Here is a 17565-nt window from a genome sequence, read left to right on the forward strand (position 1 = left end):
GTGAACCATCGCATATATTATCGAAGGGGATATATATAATCAAATTATGTAAAACTAAGGAGTAATACTAATGTGAGGAGTGTGACTGTGACTCAATCTAACAACCCAAAACCTCGATTTGAAAACAAAAAACAATATAAAAAAGCATTAAAGAAATGTCAATTGAATTTATTACAATGGCAGCATGATTTGTATGAGTTAGACGTCCCTGTGATCCTAGTCTTTGAAGGAGCAGACGCGGCTGGAAAAGGTGGTGCCATTAAAAGAGTAATAGAACGTCTCGACCCTCGTGGTTATACAGTACACGGGATTGCCGCTCCTGATGAGCATGAATTAAAGTATCATTATATGCGACGCTTTTGGAAAAATCTTCCGAAAAAAGGACAAATCACTGTTTTTGATCGTTCTTGGTATGGACGAGTGCTTGTTGAACGTGTCGAAGGATTTGCTACTGACGAAGAATGGAAAAGAGCCTATGATGAAATCAATCAAATAGAAAAAATGCTTGCACAAGATGGACATATTATTATTAAATTTTGGCTTCAGATTACAAAAGATGAGCAGCTCGCTCGCTTTGAAGCACGCGCAAAAGATCCTTTTAAACAATGGAAATTAACAGATGAAGATTGGAGAAACCGCGAAAAGTGGGATGATTATGAAGAAGCAGTAAAAGAAATGATTGATAACACGAGCACTGACTTTGCTAATTGGCACATCATTGATAGTAATAACAAACAAGAAGCTAGAGTTAGCATTATTGAGAAAATCATTTCCACCTTTCAGAAAAAAGTTCAGGTCGAATAACTTAAATAAGCTACTGATTAGGATAAGAAAAATCTATTCAGTAGCCTTTTTTTATTCTTTATAATTAAGATGATTGATTTTCTTTCTCCATAAGTCTCTTGATATGTTCTTTTGGATCCCAACAAGAAAATGTATAAGTCGGCTTTGTTTCATACCCTAATCGGATGCAATCGTATCGCATCCCTCCTTCTGTTTTCTTTTTTGCAGAAAAATGCATGCATGTGGCACAGCAATGATATCGCTTGGTCATAAACGGTTTTCATCTCCTTTTATTTTTGATTCAATCGCTTTCCAGCAACCCTCTCAATCGCTTTAGGCATTAATAGATATAAAGTAGAACCCACATTCATCCATTTTGGCATATTTAATTCACGTTTCGGCTTTTTAATTAACTGAATTGTTTTACGTGCGACCTCTTCAGATTGAAGCATCCATCGCTCCACATTTTTAACATATGTTCCTTCTTGATCTGCTCTGTCAAAAAAAGGAGTTTTAATGGGACCAGGATTTACGGCACTTATATGGATATTCGTATCCATTAGCTCTAGTCTCAGCCCATTTGTAAAGCCGAGGACAGCATGCTTTGTTGCAGCATATACACTTGATTTTGGTGTTGAGAGCTTTCCAGCTTGGGAAGCGATATTAATGATATGTCCATGTCCATTGTTATTTCTCAACATATAGGAAAGCGCTGCTTTCGAGAGAGCAATCAAACCAACAACATTGACAGAAAACATTTCTTCTACATCATTCATATTAGCGAACTCCACTTTATCAAAAACTCCAAAACCTGCATTATTAATTAATACGTCTATTTGTCCAACTTCTTGCATAATTTTATTCATCTTATCTTCAATCATTGAAGTTTGACTAATATCGAGTTGATATACGAAGGCTTTCCCCCTATTGGACTCAATCTCTTTTTTCAATTCATGTAACTTGCTTCTATTTCGCGCTAACAGAACAACATCATATCCTTGTTTGCTAGCTTCTATTGCGAGATCTCTTCCCAATCCGCTTGATGCTCCTGTTATCCAAACGACTTTGTTCCTTTTCATCATCTTTCCACTCCTTCGACTGATTTGCCTGATTTGTTTTTTTATACCAATCAATTCTTTCTGTTTTTTTGAAAAATAAAAAAACTCTCTTGTTTTTTCCTTATGAGAGTTGACTACTTTGCTTTCCCCTCATATAATGGTAAAAAAACAAACATAAGAATAGCGTAGATAGGGATAAGTAAATGAAGATTATGTGTAAAGAGAGTGACTCCACCGGCTGAAAGAGTCATCACCACTAATGACATTGAACCTGCCCTGGAGCTAGTCAGCTTTCAAGTCATTTACTCTTTGAAAGATTGACCGTTTCCCACGATACGGGTAAGAGTGGGCATTTGCCAACTAAGGTGGTACCGCGGAGACAAGCTCTTCCGTCCTTATTGAGAGGACGGGAGAGCTTTTTTATTTTTTACCTTACGCTAATTTATTGAAATGAGGAGAGTAACATGAGTCGACAACGTCTAGTTGTTAAAATTGGTAGTAGTTCATTAACGACAAAACATGGTGCTTTAAGTATGGAAAAAGTCACTGAATTTGTCAAAGCAATCGCCCAAATTAAACTGGCTGGTCATGAAGTGATTGTGATCTCCTCCGGAGCTGTAGCTGCTGGGTTTAAAGCATTAGGTTATCCTAATAGACCGGTAACGATTGCCGGCAAACAAGCGGCGGCCGCTGTTGGTCAAGCGATGCTCATGCAAGCCTATATTGAGCAATTTGGAGTTCACCAATTAACACCAGCACAACTGCTATTAACAAGGCAAGATTTTTCAGATGAAACTCGCTATGGAAATGCGTATTCAACGTTAACTGAACTCTTAAAGCGCGGGGCCATTCCCATCATTAACGAAAATGACTCTACATCCATTGAAGAATTAACGTTTGGTGACAATGATATGCTATCTGCCCTTGTGAGCGGGTTAATTCACGCTAACACCCTTTGCATTATGACCGATGTAAATGGTCTTTACGACGATAACCCACATACGAATTCTCAAGCTAAGAAAATCCATTATTTGCCTTATGTAACAGAGGAATTACTTGCTCTTGCAGGTGAATCCACTTCTAAAGTTGGTACAGGTGGCATGAAGTCAAAAGTCAGTGCAGCCCAAACTGCTTTATCACTTGGAGTAAATGTCTTCATAGGCAAAGGAGTTCAGCAAGAGACCTTTATTGATATTCTTGAAGGAAAAGGTGATGGAACGTACATTGGTTCATTCCAACACGAAACAGTCATGCCTACTACGAAGCAATGGATAGCCCTTCATTCATCAATCTCAGCTCGGCTCATAATTGATAAAGGCGCTGAACAGGCATTGTTGCATCGCGGGAAAAGCCTTTTGCCTGTTGGAATTACAACTGTTGAAGGGAAATTCACAACAGGTGATGTGGTCGAGGTTCTCAATGAAAACGGAACCCTCATTGGCAAAGGGAAGGCAAATATGACTTCTGATGAATTAACTCATTACCGTAACCAACAAGCTGCTAAACAAGATACAACCAAACATAAACAACCTGTTGTCATTCACCGTAATGAATGGGTACCACATATAAAGGAGACGATGAAACGATGAGCGAATTAAGAACAAAAGCAAAAAAAGCGAGTGAATCTGCTAGAGTTCTAGCAACAAAAACAACAAAAGAAAAAAATGATGCTCTTGAAGCAATAGCTGTTCAACTCATACAAGAAGAAGAATACCTTTTAGTGGAAAATAAAAAAGATATTCAAATCGCTCGTGAGAATGGAACAAATGAAGGAATTATCGATCGTTTAACGTTAACTTCAGCAAGATTAAAAGATATGGCAGAAGGAATTAGACAAGTAATCTCTCTTAATGACCCAGTTGGTGAAAAATTAGAAACGATTCAACGCCCAAATGGGTTATCTATTCAAAAAGTGCGTGTCCCACTTGGGGTAATAGGAATGATTTATGAGGCTAGACCTAATGTTACTATTGATGCTTCTAGTCTTTGTTTAAAAGCTGGAAATGCCGTTATTTTACGCGGAAGTTCATCCGCTATCCACTCTAACACAGCCCTTGTTAACGTCGTTCAACGAGCATTAGAGCAAACAACCATCCCTACGGAAGCCATTCAATTAATTGAAGATACAAGTCGTGAGACCGCGACAGAGATGTTTACCTTAAACGAATACTTAGATGTACTCATTCCACGCGGAGGAGCGTCACTTATTCAATCAGTTGTAAAAAATGCATCTGTTCCAGTCCTTGAAACAGGTGTGGGAAATTGCCATCTATATATTGACCACAATGCCGATAAAGACATGGCTGTTTCGATCGCAGTTAATGCGAAAACGCAACGACCATCTGTTTGTAATGCTGCTGAGACAATCATAGTAAATGAAGCTTGGGCGACTAATCACTTTACTGAGTTGGTTCAAGCACTTGCTGATAAAGGAGTTACTTTCGTAGGTGATGAAAGAACCAAAAACTATGATTCAAGAATTGACACGGCAAATGAAACCGATTGGGCTGATGAATTTCTTGACTTAAAAGTTGCTTTAAAAGTAGTGGATACATTAGACGAGGCGATTGAACATATTCATCAGTATGGTACGAAACATTCGGAATCCATTATTAGCGAAGATTCCAACAATGTAGCAGATTTCTTAAATAAAGTCGATGCAGCTGCTGTCTATCATAATGCCTCTACACGTTTTACAGATGGTTTTGAATTTGGCTTTGGGGCAGAAATTGGAATTAGTACACAGAAACTACATGCTCGCGGGCCAATGGGTCTAGAAGCACTCACTTCAACAAAATATATCGTTCAAGGAACAGGACAAGTGAAAGGCTAGGTGAGATTAGTGTTACAAAACAAAACCATTACTTTTTTAGGTGCGGGCTCTATGGCGGAAGCCATCATTGGGGGATTAGTAAGACAACAAGTCGTAAATCCAAAAAACATTATTGCTACAAACTTATCTGACCAACAGAAATTACTTGATCTTGAACAAAATTATGGAATTCGAACAAATGCAAATCGTGCTGAAGCTGTTCGTCATGGAGATATTGTTGTTTTGGCCATGAAACCAAAACATGTAAAAGAAGCAATTGAAGATATTCAAGAAATGACTAGTGATCAGCAACTTTTTGTTTCCGTCCTTGCGGGAATCCCTACTTTTTATATTGAAGATTTACTTAGGTCTAAAGCTGGAGTGGTTCGAACGATGCCAAATACGTCAGCAAAAGTTGGCGCCTCCGCTACAGCAATCACAAAAGGTGCCTATGCTACAGATAAACAGCTAAGAGAAGTAGAACAATTATTTTCAGCTGTAGGAACGACAACCATTGTAGCTGAAGACAAATTAGATGCTGTTACCGGACTCGCCGGAAGTGGCCCTGCTTATTTCTACTATCTTGTCGAGGCAATGGAACAAGCAGCAAAAGAAGCTGGTTTAACTCAGGAAGAAGCATCTGCTCTAATTACTCAAACGATCGTAGGGGTAGGAAAACGACTTCAATCTACTACAAAATCTTCAAAGGAGTTATACGAAGAGGTGATGAGCCCCAACGGAACTACAGAAGCTGGCATTAACGTTCTTCGAGAACAAAAAAGCCAAGAAGCTATGTTCCAAGCTGTAACTAGAGCCATTTCCAGATCAAAAGAATTAGGAGAGGTCTATACTAAAACAAACTAATTATACGTTATGGGGGTGTTCAAAAAGGTCTCTAATTCAACCTTTTGAACACCCCCAAAGCATGTCTACAAACACATCAAACAAACCCTTTTGCCCGAACGCAAAATCTAGTAAAATAGAAACTAGATTTGTTTTGAAGGAGCTATTCATAAACATGGAACATAAAAATACAGAACTATCAAAATCACCTTTTATTCGTATGGTTCAGAAGATTGTCTATCACCGTGCCTTTACATCAACTATTATCTTCCTTATTTTAATTAATGCTATTATTGTTGGACTAGAGACATATCCGAGCTTATATAGGGATTATTATGAATGGTTTTATTTTCTTGATTATCTACTCTTGTGGATTTTCACTATCGAAATAGCGATGAGATTCATCGCGACTAGACCAACGAAAGATTTCTTTAAAAGCAGTTGGAACTGGTTTGATTTTTTAATTGTGGCTGCTGGTCACATTTTTGTCGGTGCACACTTTGTTACAGTTCTACGTATTTTACGTGTTCTTCGTGTATTACGTGCCATCTCTGTGATTCCGTCATTACGTCGTCTAGTTGATGCTTTACTAATGACGATTCCAGCACTCGGAAACATTATGATTTTAATGAGTATTATCTTCTATATTTTTGCAGTTATCGGAACGATGTTATTCGCCGGAGTTGCTCCTGAATACTTCGGGAATTTACAACTCTCTCTCTTAACCTTATTCCAGGTCGTTACGTTAGAATCTTGGGCTAGTGGGGTTATGAGACCGATCTTCGCTGAAGTTGCTTGGTCATGGATATACTTTGTCATTTTCATTCTTGTTGGTACGTTTATCGTGTTCAACCTCTTTATCGGGGTAATTGTTAACAATGTGGAAAAAGCTAACGACGAAGAAGAAGAAATCGAGAAAAACACCGAAATCAAAGAGTTACGACGCGAGGTTGCCGAAATGAAGGCCATGATTCAAACATTAACAGAACGCAAATAAGAACGAGGGGAGTTCCCCTCGTTCTTTCTCTTTGGCTATTGCACCGTTTCATCCGCTCCACCAAAGAACTCATGGTACAATTCCACAACCGTTCGATCAGCATCAGAAGCATGAATACCTAGAATTAAACTTACTTCCGAAGAACCTTGGTTAATCATCTCAATATTGACATTAGCTCTTGTTAAAGCCGCTGTTGCACGAGAAGAAATACCAATTGTATTATGCATACCTTCACCAACAATCATTACCATCGCAAAATCATGTTCAACATATACATCATCTACTTGTAATTCTTCTTGAATTCTGGCAACGACTCTTTCTTCAATTTCATCTGTTAATTGCGCCTGTCGTAAAATGACAGAAGTATCATCTATTCCTGATGGCATATGTTCATAAGATAACCCTTCATCTTCTAGAATTTGGAGTAATTTACGACCAAATCCAACTTCTCTGTTCATCAAATACTTACGTACATAAATCGTTGCAAATCCTTCATCTGCTGCAATCCCAATAACCGGGTTCAAGAAATATTCTCGTTCTGAAATAATCATTGTTCCTGAAGAAGAAGGGTTATTTGTATTCTTCACACAAACTGGAATTCCATTTCTAAATGCAGGGAACAAGGCTTCATCATGGAATACAGAGAAACCAGCATAAGATAATTCACGCATTTCTCTATAAGTCATCTTTTTAATTTTAACTGGGTTATCAATGATATTGGGGTTAGCTGCAAAAACAGAATCAACGTCCGTAAAGTTTTCGTACAAATCAGCTTTTACACCAGCTGCTACAATAGATCCTGTAATATCTGATCCCCCACGGGAAAAGGTTACGAGTGTCCCTTCTTTTGAATAACCAAAAAAGCCTGGAAATACAATAATCTCATTACGATTCCGTAATTCCTTTAAATGATCATATGCTTCTGGTAAAACTTGTGCATTTCCTGGTTCATCACTGACAAAAAGACCTGCCTCTTGTGGATTTAGATAAGTAGCATTTAAACCTATGCTTTGAAAATAAGCTGCAATTAATTTTGCATTATTATCTTCACCACTTGCTTTAATTAAGTCCATACACGCTCCGGGACGATTACGATCAAATTGCAATCGTTCCCTTAAATCTGCTTCAATTGTCGCGACGATCTCTTTCCCTACATTTAACCCTTCTGCTATGTCTTCATAACGATCTAAGACAGCTTGTAATTCTAGTTCTGTATCTTCATTTTTCAAATAAGTTTCTCCAAGTTGGATAAGAAGATCTGTTACTTTTGTATCTTCACTGCTTCGTTTTCCAGGTGCGGAAACGACGATAATCTTTCTCTCTTTGTCTTCTGCTACAATGGAAGCTACCTTTTTAATTTGCTCCGCACTTGCGACTGATGTTCCCCCGAATTTCGCTACTTTCATCTTTTGTCTCCAGCTCCCTTATTCTTCAATTATCTCTTCATATCATAAGTTTTTTGAACATTCTCAATATAGCATAACGAATCAAGTTGTGCAAAACGATTCTTCAACGTTTTTCACGTACATGACCTCGTGAATCTTCATCAGTGATTCTCACCACAATGTTCCATACAATCATCGCCGATTGTTGGCAAAGGCTCCCAAATTCAACTACACACAAAAAAGAGGAGCGAGTATTCCACTCATCTCCTTCCTTTAATCTACAAGAGGCTTTTCACTTATTTCTATATAATACAAGTACACATGTTCAAAATCTGTATTGGGCTGTAATGCTACGTCAAGATCGAAGCTTCTCATATAATCCTTTTCTATATTTTCAACAAAGTAAGCGGAATACATTTTTTTATCCAAAATGACTTCTTCCTGCTCCTCAAATAAGTATCCCCATGAGTTAGCACCACGTTCAACTAGATCACGGCTGAAAGAATAATCGGTAGATCCGGAACTTCCACTGTCAAATAAAAGCCGTAATGATCCATCAAGAAGAAGTTCCTGCCCCTCTTCATTCGAATCTATTGTAAATAGCAACCTAACTCTTTCATCTCCAGAATCCAGTTCGGGATCATTTGCACCCATTTTCAATCCACCCATACTCTCTACTAACTCACCATAATAATAATACTCCACACCTATTTCAATTGATTGAAACTGTTTTGTACGATCTTGAAACTCAAAATAAAAAATCCGATCAGCAAGCAAAGAGAAAATGACTTCTTCATTTTCTGACAATGCAATTTCCCTTATGGACGATTGATTGCTAGTTTTTGATGAGATTAGGGAATCACAGCCAGATAAAATCAACAAACATAATATAAAAAAACTCCATTTGCTCAACTACTCACCTCTTCTCCTAACCTATTGAAAAATTCCAATTAAGAATGGTTTCGAATCTTGCAGTTCATGATCAGTACAGCTAGATTCGCTTTCATATTCAAGATCTAGTGCATATTGCAATGTAGTTTCTTCTAAATTATTGGTTAATTCGGCCTGATCAAAGCAAGCTGGTGCACTGTAGACTTGATGAGTGTGGTCAAGTATTACTCTTGTATCACCTGGGACCGTTACTGTAATAGGGATGATTAATCCTAGTACTAGTAGTAGCCCTGCCAACAAAATCCAAATTCCTGTCCCTTTTTTCATGTTATACCTTCTTCCCATTATTTTCAATGCAATCTCTTTATAGAAAACAAGCGATATTCTTGTTTCCTTTTCCCTTTGTAGTGTAATATGGAGTAAGCATAACCGCAACCTTTTGGCATTCGCATAAAATACCCTATGTTAGACCGTGTTATGCTAGGATTGTAATAGTTGTTCGAGTGAGCAAAGAGAGTAAGTTTCTCTTCATTTGAACATTCATTAATAGAATTAACTTTCAGGAGTGATAGATCAGATGAAACGTTCTTTACCACCTAAGGCTGAGCGTCATCGTCATTTCGGGACGGTTGAGCCTATAGTAGGATCAAAGCCAACCGACAAAGAAAAGATGCCAGACTTGCAAAATAAACCAGATGATTTTTATTTCCCAATTCAACAAGTTGGAATTTCCGATGTGAAGTATCCTGTTATGATTGAGTCTGAGTTAGCACCAACAACGCAAACAACAACAGCAACATTCGCTTTAACGACGAGTCTTGATCAAAATTATAAAGGTATTAATATGAGTCGTCTTACAGAACAACTTCATTTATTTTTCCAATCTCATCTTTTAACAGATGAAACCTTGCGTGAATTCACCGCCATTTTGGCACGCGAAATGAAACAAAGAGCGGCAAATGTCCGTGTAACGTTTCCTTGGTTTTTCACTAAGACAAGTCCTGCAATGCAAAAAGAAGGAATGGCACACGCAGATATTACTTACGATGTCACGTTTGATGAAGATAAAGGTTATACATCGGTGATCACACTTACTGGTGCCGTTACAACGCTTTGCCCTTGTTCTAAAGAAATCAGTGAATATAGTGCACATAATCAACGTAGTTTCGTCACGATGACTGTAACTGTAGATGAAGGATATGAAGCAGATTGGAAAGCAGTATTGTTAGAAGCCGCTGAGAGCAACGCAAGTTCTATATTGTTCCCAGTTTTAAAACGTCCTGATGAAAAAGCTGTAACTGAAAGAGCTTATGAGAACCCTCGTTTTGTAGAAGACCTTGTTCGACTTGTTGCAGCCGATCTATATGAACATGAAGCAGTCCGCTCTTTTGAAGTGCAATGTCGAAATGAAGAATCCATTCATCAACACGATGCCATTGCCAAGTTGTCTTATAGTAAATAAAACTAAAGGGGTGCCTAAAATCGTCATTATGACCTTTTTTAGGCACCCCTTAGTATTTTAATCAGCCACTCTTCCCCATCTGGTCTAGATTAGGAAAGACCCACCTACTGTAACTACGTTCGCGTTGACCCTCCACTAGTAATTTCTTCAATCCATTTCATTACCTTTTGATCTCGATCCGGATCTTGCAACCATTCAGCTGATGCACAGTTCTGCAATAACAGTCTTCGATCCTTTTGACTTAAATTACTTTTAAGCACTAATTTTCTAGCTTTTTCCAAAAATACTAAGTCTTCATCTATAGTATCCGGCAAAGCCAACTCTATTTCCTTCATTATCTTTTTTCCATATGTCGGGCTAGCGCCTCCTGTAGATAAAGAAAAAGAGAATTTCCCTTTTTGCATCGTCATCGGAAAATGGAAATCGCTAAGATTAGCATCGTTTGCAACATAAATAAGCTGAAACGATTTCTTCCGACGATAGAGGTTTCTATGAAGAGTTTTATCATCTGTCATTAAAAATAAAAGCTCTTCATTAAAGGTTGAATTAAACTGAACAACCTCTTTTACCCAAGTAAAGGACAGATGGTCTTGGTAACCTTCTAGAATTGGATGTAGAGTAGGCGCATATACAACCACTTCTTTAATTCCAGCCTCTAACAGCTTCGGAATGTGTCGCGCTGCTACTTTCCCAGCTCCTACTATTGCTGCTCTTTTTCCTTCAAGTTTAAGCATAATCGGTAAAAGACTCATTTTGATGAACCCACTATTGCAGAAGGTTGGACACGAAAATTACAAGTATCACAGTTCACTTGTACCCTCTCTTCCAAAACCTCTTGTACTCTCCTTCCTAAAACCGATACTAATTGATCATCAAATCCAAGGTAATCACAAAGAATAAATTGTTTATCCGTTTGTTTGGACCATTCATCCAATTGTTCTTTGAGTTCTTTCATTAAAACTCCTGTAAATAACAAATAGGGTACAACGTATACTGTGTGATTAGGTAGACGATTCATTCGTACTAATCCTTCTTCAACATTCGGCCGTGTTGCAGCTAAGAAACAAACATCAACTTCGTCCACTGGGGTGTATTCCCATACAAGTCGAGCAATTTTCATCAAATCACTTGTTTGATCAGGATCGCTGCTTCCACGTCCTACAAGAAGAATACTAATAGGCTTACGTTCCTCGTACTTAGGTCTTTCATTCGAAAAATCAAAACCAGCTGCACGTAACCGATCCTTAACAATCGTAACGACTGTTGATTCGATCCCAATTGGCCTTCCGTATGAAAACCGTACTTCAGGATACTTCTCCTTCATTTTATCAATTGCTTCTGGAATATCGACTTTTGCATGCATAGCAGTTAAGAGGAGAAGGGGAACGACAGCTATCTTCGTCGCTCCTTGCTTCACACATGCCTGTACACCTTCTTCAATGGTTGGTTCTGCTAATTCTAAAAAACAACATTCTTGAATCGATATTTGCGGGTGTTCGTTTTTGGCCTTCTCTACAAAAGCCAATAGTTCATCATTTCCGGCTTTCACTCGACTTCCATGTCCAACATACAATATGGCTTGCATCCATTTCACCTACTCTTTTATTTGAAGTGTTGTAAAACGTTAAGTAACTCTTCTTTTGTCGGCTCTTGCAAAGTAGAATCTACTTTATACCCCAGTTCACTCGCAGCCTTATATGTTTCCGGACCAAAACAAATAATGTTCGCACGACTAGATAATGAATCTGGTGTTTCATGACAATGAGCAATATGCTCCGTTACCACTTTGACTGCTTCTGCACTTGGAAAAACAATGGTATCGACACGATTTTCATCCAGAACTCTCTGACAAGTGAAATTGGATTGTTCAACTATTTCATCCCTATGAGATACACAAAAATCATGATTACTATAAAGCTCGACCCGCTTCTTTTCTCTAACCTCCCAATGACTAGAGCCAATGACTAACCTCTTTTTTTCTTCAACCATCTCTCCAACTGACATTCCAATACAAGCATAGGATTCAATTGCTTTAATAGATTTTTTTGAAGCTCCATAAAAACAGGCGGAAAGAGATCTAATATCGATGCGCTTCTTTTTTAATTGATCAAAGAACCAATGAACCGATTTCGGTGAATGAAATATTATCTGATCATATGTTTCAAAATGAACGGTCACATCTTGTTGATCTTTTGTGACAAAACGTGGATATTGAAAAACATCAGCCCCTAATTTCGTTAGCTCACGAGCTATATCACTTCCACCTTCCGTTGTTCTTCCAAATAAAATATGTTTGCCGAATAAAGGTTGACGTTCAAACCAACTTTGTTTCGTTCGGAGCTTTGCCACTTCTCCTACTAACGTAATAGCAGGATTAGAGAAGTTCTCCTTTCTAACAAGTTCAGATATGGAAGCTAAATTTCCACTTAATGTTTTTTGCTTTCCAACAGTCCCCCACTGAACTAATAGTACCGGTGTATTAGGATCACGGCCATGTTCAATAAGTTGTTCGCATATATAAGGTAAGTTTTTCACTCCCATATAAAAGGCAATCGTATCTATTCCTGTAGCTAAGCCTTTCCAATCAATAATCGGTTGTCCAGAAGGAGATTTGTCATGTCCCGTTACAATGGCAAAGGATGCCCCATGATCTCGATGTGTTACTGGAACACCCGCATACGTAGCAGCTCCAATCCCTGCTGTTATTCCCGGAACAATTTCATATCCAACTCCAGCTTCTTCTAACGCAGCAGCCTCTTCGCCAACACGCCCATATACACTCGGATCTCCCCCTTTTAATCGAACAACTTCTTTTCCTTCTAGAGCATATTTAACAAGCAAGTCATTTATCGCCTCTTGTCTAAGTAAGTGCCGATCCGGTAGCTTGCCACAATAAACGAGTTCTGCATCCGGTTTCGTCATTTCTAACATTAAAGGATTCACGAGTCGATCATATAAGACAACATCGGCCTTTTCTAGACATTGCTGACCTTTTACCGTCAGTAAGCGGACATCCCCTGGTCCTGCACCAATTAAGTATACATATCCTTTATTCATTGTCATTCTCCTTTTACTCTATCTTTTTCTATTATCTGAATCCCGACTTTATTTATATGATTTATCAATTATAATACAAGGAAAGCTTGATCTCAATATAATATGAAACATTCACTTTTAAAAGACAAGCCCTTTCAAGCTGAATGTTACATTTCCAATAATTTTCGTCAGATTATCTGACATCCCTAAACACCGATTGCCTTTATCTATGATATGATAAGAAAAAGATCTGAACATTCTAACTTAATAAGGGGTGGAATGGGTGTCAACTTATAAAGATAAAAAAGTAATCACGATTGGCATTGTTAGTGAGTTAACTGGCCTTTCTGAGAGAAAGATTCGTTATTATGAAGAGAGAAAACTAATCTATCCAGAACGGTCAAAAGGTGGAACAAGAAAGTATTCGTTTCTTGATGTAGAACGATTACTAGATATTGCCAATAAAATGGAAGATGGTATGCAGACGTTTGAGATCCGAAAAATGGAACAAAAACAAATGCAAAAGAAAGAAGTGCGTGATCGTATGTTACGCGGACAGCTTAACGCTGCATTTAATATTCGAAAATAAAACATGTATGACGAGCAATCGTTATGCATGTTTTTTTCTTATATATGAACTTTCCATCTTATTTTTATGTTTTTATCATAGAACGTAAAGTCCTTTGACAAACTAACAACACAAATGTGATCAAGAAAAGGTGGTTGTCTATGCGATTACGATTCATTCTTTCTATATCCTTATGTAGTTTTCTCCTCTCGTTTTATGCATTTATCCCTGTCTCCTCTGCTAGTGAAACAAACCAAGTCGCCATAATCATTGATGACTTTGGTGGCAATGTAAAAGGTGTTCGTTCTTTTTTAGATGGAGACATCCCTATTACAGTTGCAGTCATGCCTTTTATGGAGCAATCTACTGACCAAGCGATACTTGCCCATAAAGCTGGGCTTGAAGTAATGATCCATATGCCGATGGAACCGAAGAAAGGAAAAGCTTCTTGGCTTGGCCCAAATGCGATTACAAGTGATCTCACAAACGATGAGGTTCGAAAAAGGGTTCTTGCAGCCATTGAAAATGTTCCATATGCCAAGGGAATTAATAATCATATGGGATCTAAAATAGTTGAAGATGAACGCATTATGAGAGTCATTCTAGAAGTAGCTAGAGAAAATGGATTATATGTTATAGATAGTGGAACTAGCTCTTCTTCCGTTATTCCAAAGTTATCTGAAGAAATGAATATTCCTTACGCAAAAAGAAGCATCTTTATTGATGATACTCATTCTTCTAGACAGCATGTGAACAAACAAATGAATTCTTTGCTAAAGATTGCTCAAAAACACCATAAGGCAATAGCTATTGGCCATGTTGGGGTTAAAGGTAATGAGACCTATTCTGGCATTTCAAACTCTCTGTCCACGTTTAAAAAAGAGCAAGTAGAAATCGTCCCTGTCTCACATATTTTAGAAACAACAATTGATAAAGATCATTCGAGGTTTTGGCATCCAAAAGAAGGAGCGGAATAAAATGAGCACGGTAAGTGAAATTTCAACTGAAAGATTTATTGCTAAAGACGAATCAACGATTATCCTTCGCCCTGCTCAATTGAACGATGCACAAGATATTTTGGATTCTGTCTCATCTATCATTAAACAGGGGGCGTTTATACAAAAAGAACGTGTGCGCACACTTGAGGAAGAACAAGCATTTATCAAAAAGATGAAAGAGAATGGGAACATGTACATTGTGATCGAGGTAAATGGTATTGCCCGTGGAATTGCTAGAGTGATTCATGGAGACTTAGAAATGAAACGACATACAGGACTCTTTCGAACATGGTTGCATCAAGATGCACAAGGAAAGGGAATTGGCAAAAAAGTGATGGATATACACTCGCATGGTGCAGACAACACCAATTGCATAAATTGTGTTTAACCGTGTTTGCGACTAACAAAGTGGCTATAGCTCTATATAAAAAAGTCGGTTTTATTGTAGAAGGCGTACAGAAAGAACAGGTTTTCATAAATGAATCGTATGATGACGAACTTTTGATGGCATACTTTTTTACTCATAACAGAAAGGATGAAACAACATAATGTTATGGAGAATGGCAAAAACAGTATTAATTGTTGGTCTCGTCGGAATTGGCCTTGCCATTATCGGACGAGCTCTAATTGATGATAACGAATTTTCAATCCAAACGAAAAAAATCCCTCAAGATCTAGAAGTATCAGCTATGAATCATTTAATGGCAGAGGATCTAGCCATGACAACATCGATGTTTTTAAAACAACTCTCTGCGCAGATGCAAAGATGGGCAGACCAAAACTTAAGTGACCAAGAACTTAGGTCACGATTTCAAGAAGAAATCACAGAACATCCTCACTTTCATGGTTTTGCTATTCTTGAAGAAGGTAAAGTAATTGAAGAAGTTGGTGAGGTAGAGCGTTTGGATCCAGATAAATTAACTCATCGTCATATGAAAAGTAACTTTTCTGATCCTTATTCTGTTGACGGGCAACAATATATGCTTATGGGAGAAGACCTCGAAGACGGTAGAACCGTTTTAGGTGAGATTGATTTATCTTTTGTACGGTCATTTGTGAAAGGTCTCGCTTCTGTCGCTGATGCAAATGGAACATTCTTTGTTTCTGGTGCCGATCCAGAGGTAGAGTGGGAAACAACAGCTGATATTCCTGAAAAGTTAGAGTCCGAAACAGTTCCTGAATTAGGTTGGCAAATTGTTGTTCATTCAGACGAACAACAACCCGAACATCTACAAAGACCATTTTATGAACATCAAGCCGTTATTAAATTTAAGCATTCAGAGTTTGCTCCAACATGGCTTGCCGAAAACCGTGATTTTCATGTTCTAGAAGACCATAACCCTCTGTTTGTTGTAGAATCGAAAACAGAATCAACTCAAGAGCTGATCGAGCGCTTACGTCGCGATTATGATTTGTCACTAGTCGAACCAAATTATAAAATTTCTAAGCAAGTTATTCTGTTTTCTACCGATCCAAACGAGACCAGAAATAGAACTTCATCCCCTACCGTTCGGCGTAGTCCAAATCCTAGTCCAAGGCAGACTGCTCCAAGGGAACAAGTTCAACAAAATGTTTTACAAACGAAACCAAATGATGAATTTTTTGAGCCATACCAGTGGAACCTTGATCAAATTGAAATTGATGAGGGATGGAATTTATCAGGGGGCCGTGGCGTTAAAATTGCTATATTAGACACAGGAGTTGACCCAAATCATCTCGATATTGCAGAAAAATTAGGCCCTGGCTACAATTCATTTGATGATTCTAGTGACTTTTCTGATGCACATGGACACGGAACCCATGTTGCTGGTGTAGCTGCGGCTTTAACGAATAACGTTACTGGAATTGCTGGTATTTCTTGGGATAGTACAATTTTGCCAGTCAAAGTATTAAATGATGAAGGAGAAGGTTCTTCCTTTGAAGTGGCACAGGGCATTTATTGGGCTGTAGAACAAGGAGCAGATGTAATCAATATGAGTCTTGGTGATTATTATCCGTCAGAATTGCTTCATGATGCGATTCGGTATGCATACGAACAAGATGTAATCCTTATTGCTGCATCTGGTAACGATAATGTTCAGGATCCAATGTACCCAGCACACTACGAAGAGGTCTTTACCGTGGCAGCTGTAAATGATGCGAGAAATCGTGCTTTCTTCTCCAATTACGGAGAACATATTGACGTGGCAGCCCCAGGCGAGCATATACCTAGCTTATTTCCAGATAACAACTATGTCGTCATGTCTGGAACATCTATGGCAGCGCCTCACGTAGCTGGACTAGCTGGACTCATTCGATCGCTTCGACCTGATTTATCGAACGAGGAAGTCTATAATGTGATGAGGTCGACAGCAAAAGATTTAGGTGTAGATGGTCATGATCCTTATTATGGGTTTGGAGAAATTGATATTGCCGCCGCCTTACAATCTATAGCTAATTAACGCAGTGAAGATATACAGAGGGGTCTGACCCACTAGTGTTGCATAGATAGGACAATACCCCAAATAAGTAATAAAATTACATTTACTTTTCTGGTCTTTGAGCCAACAAAGCTAACCTTAATAAGAGTTAGCTTTGTTCCCATTTTTATCCATTTTAAATTCTGCGAATTAAACATATACTTTTTCTTTACCTTACTTTAGATAACGCAACATTCCCAATATCAACAGTTTCTTTAGGTTTATCCGGAACCTTCTGTCTTCCTTTGGATGTTTTAGACTTTTTCCGATGAA

Annotated in this window: 19 protein-coding genes and 1 other annotated feature; of the genes, 11 read left to right on the forward strand and 8 right to left on the reverse strand. The window is 38.2% G+C overall.

What is annotated here, in order from left to right; all coding sequences use genetic code 11:
• Positions 1-87: 87 nt before the first annotated feature.
• The gene (locus N0O92_RS06455; protein WP_315613835.1) at positions 88-804 is read left to right on the forward strand and encodes a polyphosphate kinase 2 family protein; all 717 of its coding nucleotides are present in this window, start codon (positions 88-90) and stop codon (positions 802-804) included.
• 64 nt (positions 805-868) lie between these two features.
• On the opposite strand, the gene N0O92_RS06460 is transcribed toward N0O92_RS06455, so the two are convergent.
• Positions 869-1054, reverse strand: coding sequence for a hypothetical protein (locus N0O92_RS06460; protein ID WP_315613836.1), 186 nt, complete (start codon positions 1052-1054; stop codon positions 869-871).
• Positions 1055-1073: 19 nt separating this feature from the next.
• The gene (locus tag N0O92_RS06465; RefSeq protein WP_315613837.1) at positions 1074-1865 is read right to left on the reverse strand and encodes an SDR family NAD(P)-dependent oxidoreductase; all 792 of its coding nucleotides are present in this window, start codon (positions 1863-1865) and stop codon (positions 1074-1076) included.
• Between the two features lie 153 nt (positions 1866-2018).
• Positions 2019-2241 (forward strand) — a binding site (T-box leader).
• A gap of 64 nt (positions 2242-2305) precedes the next feature.
• Between N0O92_RS06465 and proB the strand changes: the two genes are divergently transcribed.
• From proB to N0O92_RS06485, 4 genes are all read left to right on the forward strand, one after another.
• Positions 2306-3430, forward strand: coding sequence for a glutamate 5-kinase (gene proB / locus N0O92_RS06470; RefSeq protein WP_315613838.1), 1125 nt, complete (start codon positions 2306-2308; stop codon positions 3428-3430).
• Positions 3427-4674 (forward strand): glutamate-5-semialdehyde dehydrogenase, encoded by a 1248-nt coding sequence (locus N0O92_RS06475; protein WP_315613839.1) that lies wholly within the window; start codon positions 3427-3429, stop codon positions 4672-4674. Before proB ends, N0O92_RS06475 begins: the two co-directional genes overlap by 4 nt.
• Positions 4675-4683: 9 nt before the next feature.
• Positions 4684-5517 (forward strand): pyrroline-5-carboxylate reductase, encoded by an 834-nt coding sequence (proC, locus tag N0O92_RS06480; RefSeq protein WP_315613840.1) that lies wholly within the window; start codon positions 4684-4686, stop codon positions 5515-5517.
• A gap of 154 nt (positions 5518-5671) precedes the next feature.
• On the forward strand, positions 5672-6493 hold the full coding sequence (locus N0O92_RS06485; RefSeq protein WP_315613841.1) for an ion transporter: 822 nt from the start codon (positions 5672-5674) through the stop codon (positions 6491-6493).
• Positions 6494-6528: 35 nt separating this feature from the next.
• Here the strand turns inward: N0O92_RS06485 and N0O92_RS06490 are convergent, their stop codons facing one another.
• From N0O92_RS06490 to N0O92_RS06500, 3 genes are all read right to left on the reverse strand, one after another.
• The gene (locus tag N0O92_RS06490) at positions 6529-7899 is read right to left on the reverse strand and encodes an aspartate kinase (protein WP_315613842.1); all 1371 of its coding nucleotides are present in this window, start codon (positions 7897-7899) and stop codon (positions 6529-6531) included.
• Positions 7900-8151: 252 nt separating this feature from the next.
• Positions 8152-8790 (reverse strand): hypothetical protein, encoded by a 639-nt coding sequence (locus tag N0O92_RS06495; protein WP_315613843.1) that lies wholly within the window; start codon positions 8788-8790, stop codon positions 8152-8154.
• Between the two features lie 21 nt (positions 8791-8811).
• On the reverse strand, positions 8812-9096 hold the full coding sequence (locus N0O92_RS06500) for a hypothetical protein (RefSeq protein ID WP_315613844.1): 285 nt from the start codon (positions 9094-9096) through the stop codon (positions 8812-8814).
• A 250-nt stretch (positions 9097-9346) separates the two neighbouring features.
• Between N0O92_RS06500 and folE2 the strand changes: the two genes are divergently transcribed.
• A complete protein-coding gene (gene folE2 / locus N0O92_RS06505; RefSeq protein ID WP_315613845.1) occupies positions 9347-10231 on the forward strand; it encodes a GTP cyclohydrolase FolE2 in 885 nt (294 codons plus the stop codon).
• A gap of 113 nt (positions 10232-10344) precedes the next feature.
• Here the strand turns inward: folE2 and N0O92_RS06510 are convergent, their stop codons facing one another.
• Genes N0O92_RS06510 through cobA form a run of 3 tightly spaced genes read right to left on the reverse strand, consistent with a single transcriptional unit; the run spans position 10345 to position 13288 of the window.
• Positions 10345-10983 (reverse strand): precorrin-2 dehydrogenase/sirohydrochlorin ferrochelatase family protein, encoded by a 639-nt coding sequence (locus tag N0O92_RS06510; protein WP_315613846.1) that lies wholly within the window; start codon positions 10981-10983, stop codon positions 10345-10347.
• Entirely contained in the window at positions 10980-11816 is an 837-nt protein-coding gene (locus tag N0O92_RS06515; RefSeq protein WP_315613847.1) for a sirohydrochlorin chelatase, read from the reverse strand. The genes N0O92_RS06510 and N0O92_RS06515 overlap by 4 nt, the downstream gene beginning before the upstream one ends.
• 17 nt (positions 11817-11833) lie before the next feature.
• A complete protein-coding gene (gene cobA / locus N0O92_RS06520; RefSeq protein ID WP_315613848.1) occupies positions 11834-13288 on the reverse strand; it encodes a uroporphyrinogen-III C-methyltransferase in 1455 nt (484 codons plus the stop codon).
• A 262-nt stretch (positions 13289-13550) separates the two neighbouring features.
• Here cobA and N0O92_RS06525 point away from each other — a divergent pair, with 262 nt between their 5' ends.
• The 5 genes from N0O92_RS06525 to N0O92_RS06540 all read left to right on the forward strand — a co-directional run bounded on the left by N0O92_RS06525 (position 13551) and on the right by N0O92_RS06540 (position 17274).
• Positions 13551-13856, forward strand: coding sequence for a MerR family transcriptional regulator (locus tag N0O92_RS06525; RefSeq protein WP_250096033.1), 306 nt, complete (start codon positions 13551-13553; stop codon positions 13854-13856).
• Between the two features lie 140 nt (positions 13857-13996).
• Positions 13997-14812: a divergent polysaccharide deacetylase family protein gene (locus N0O92_RS06530; RefSeq protein ID WP_315613849.1), complete on the forward strand. Its 816-nt coding sequence runs from the start codon at positions 13997-13999 to the stop codon at positions 14810-14812.
• A 1-nt stretch (position 14813) separates the two neighbouring features.
• On the forward strand, positions 14814-15221 hold the full coding sequence (locus tag N0O92_RS06535) for a GNAT family N-acetyltransferase (protein ID WP_315613850.1): 408 nt from the start codon (positions 14814-14816) through the stop codon (positions 15219-15221).
• Positions 15122-15382, forward strand: coding sequence for a GNAT family N-acetyltransferase (locus N0O92_RS23775; RefSeq protein ID WP_396334473.1), 261 nt, complete (start codon positions 15122-15124; stop codon positions 15380-15382). Before N0O92_RS06535 ends, N0O92_RS23775 begins: the two co-directional genes overlap by 100 nt.
• Complete coding sequence (locus N0O92_RS06540; RefSeq protein ID WP_315613851.1) at positions 15382-17274, forward strand: S8 family peptidase; 1893 nt, start codon at positions 15382-15384, stop codon at positions 17272-17274. Before N0O92_RS23775 ends, N0O92_RS06540 begins: the two co-directional genes overlap by 1 nt.
• The last annotated feature ends 291 nt before the right edge of the window (positions 17275-17565 follow it).

The sequence above is a fragment of the Alkalihalobacillus sp. MEB130 genome (assembly GCF_032335535.1).
Classification (GTDB): Bacteria; Bacillota; Bacilli; order Bacillales; family Bacillaceae_D; genus Halalkalibacter.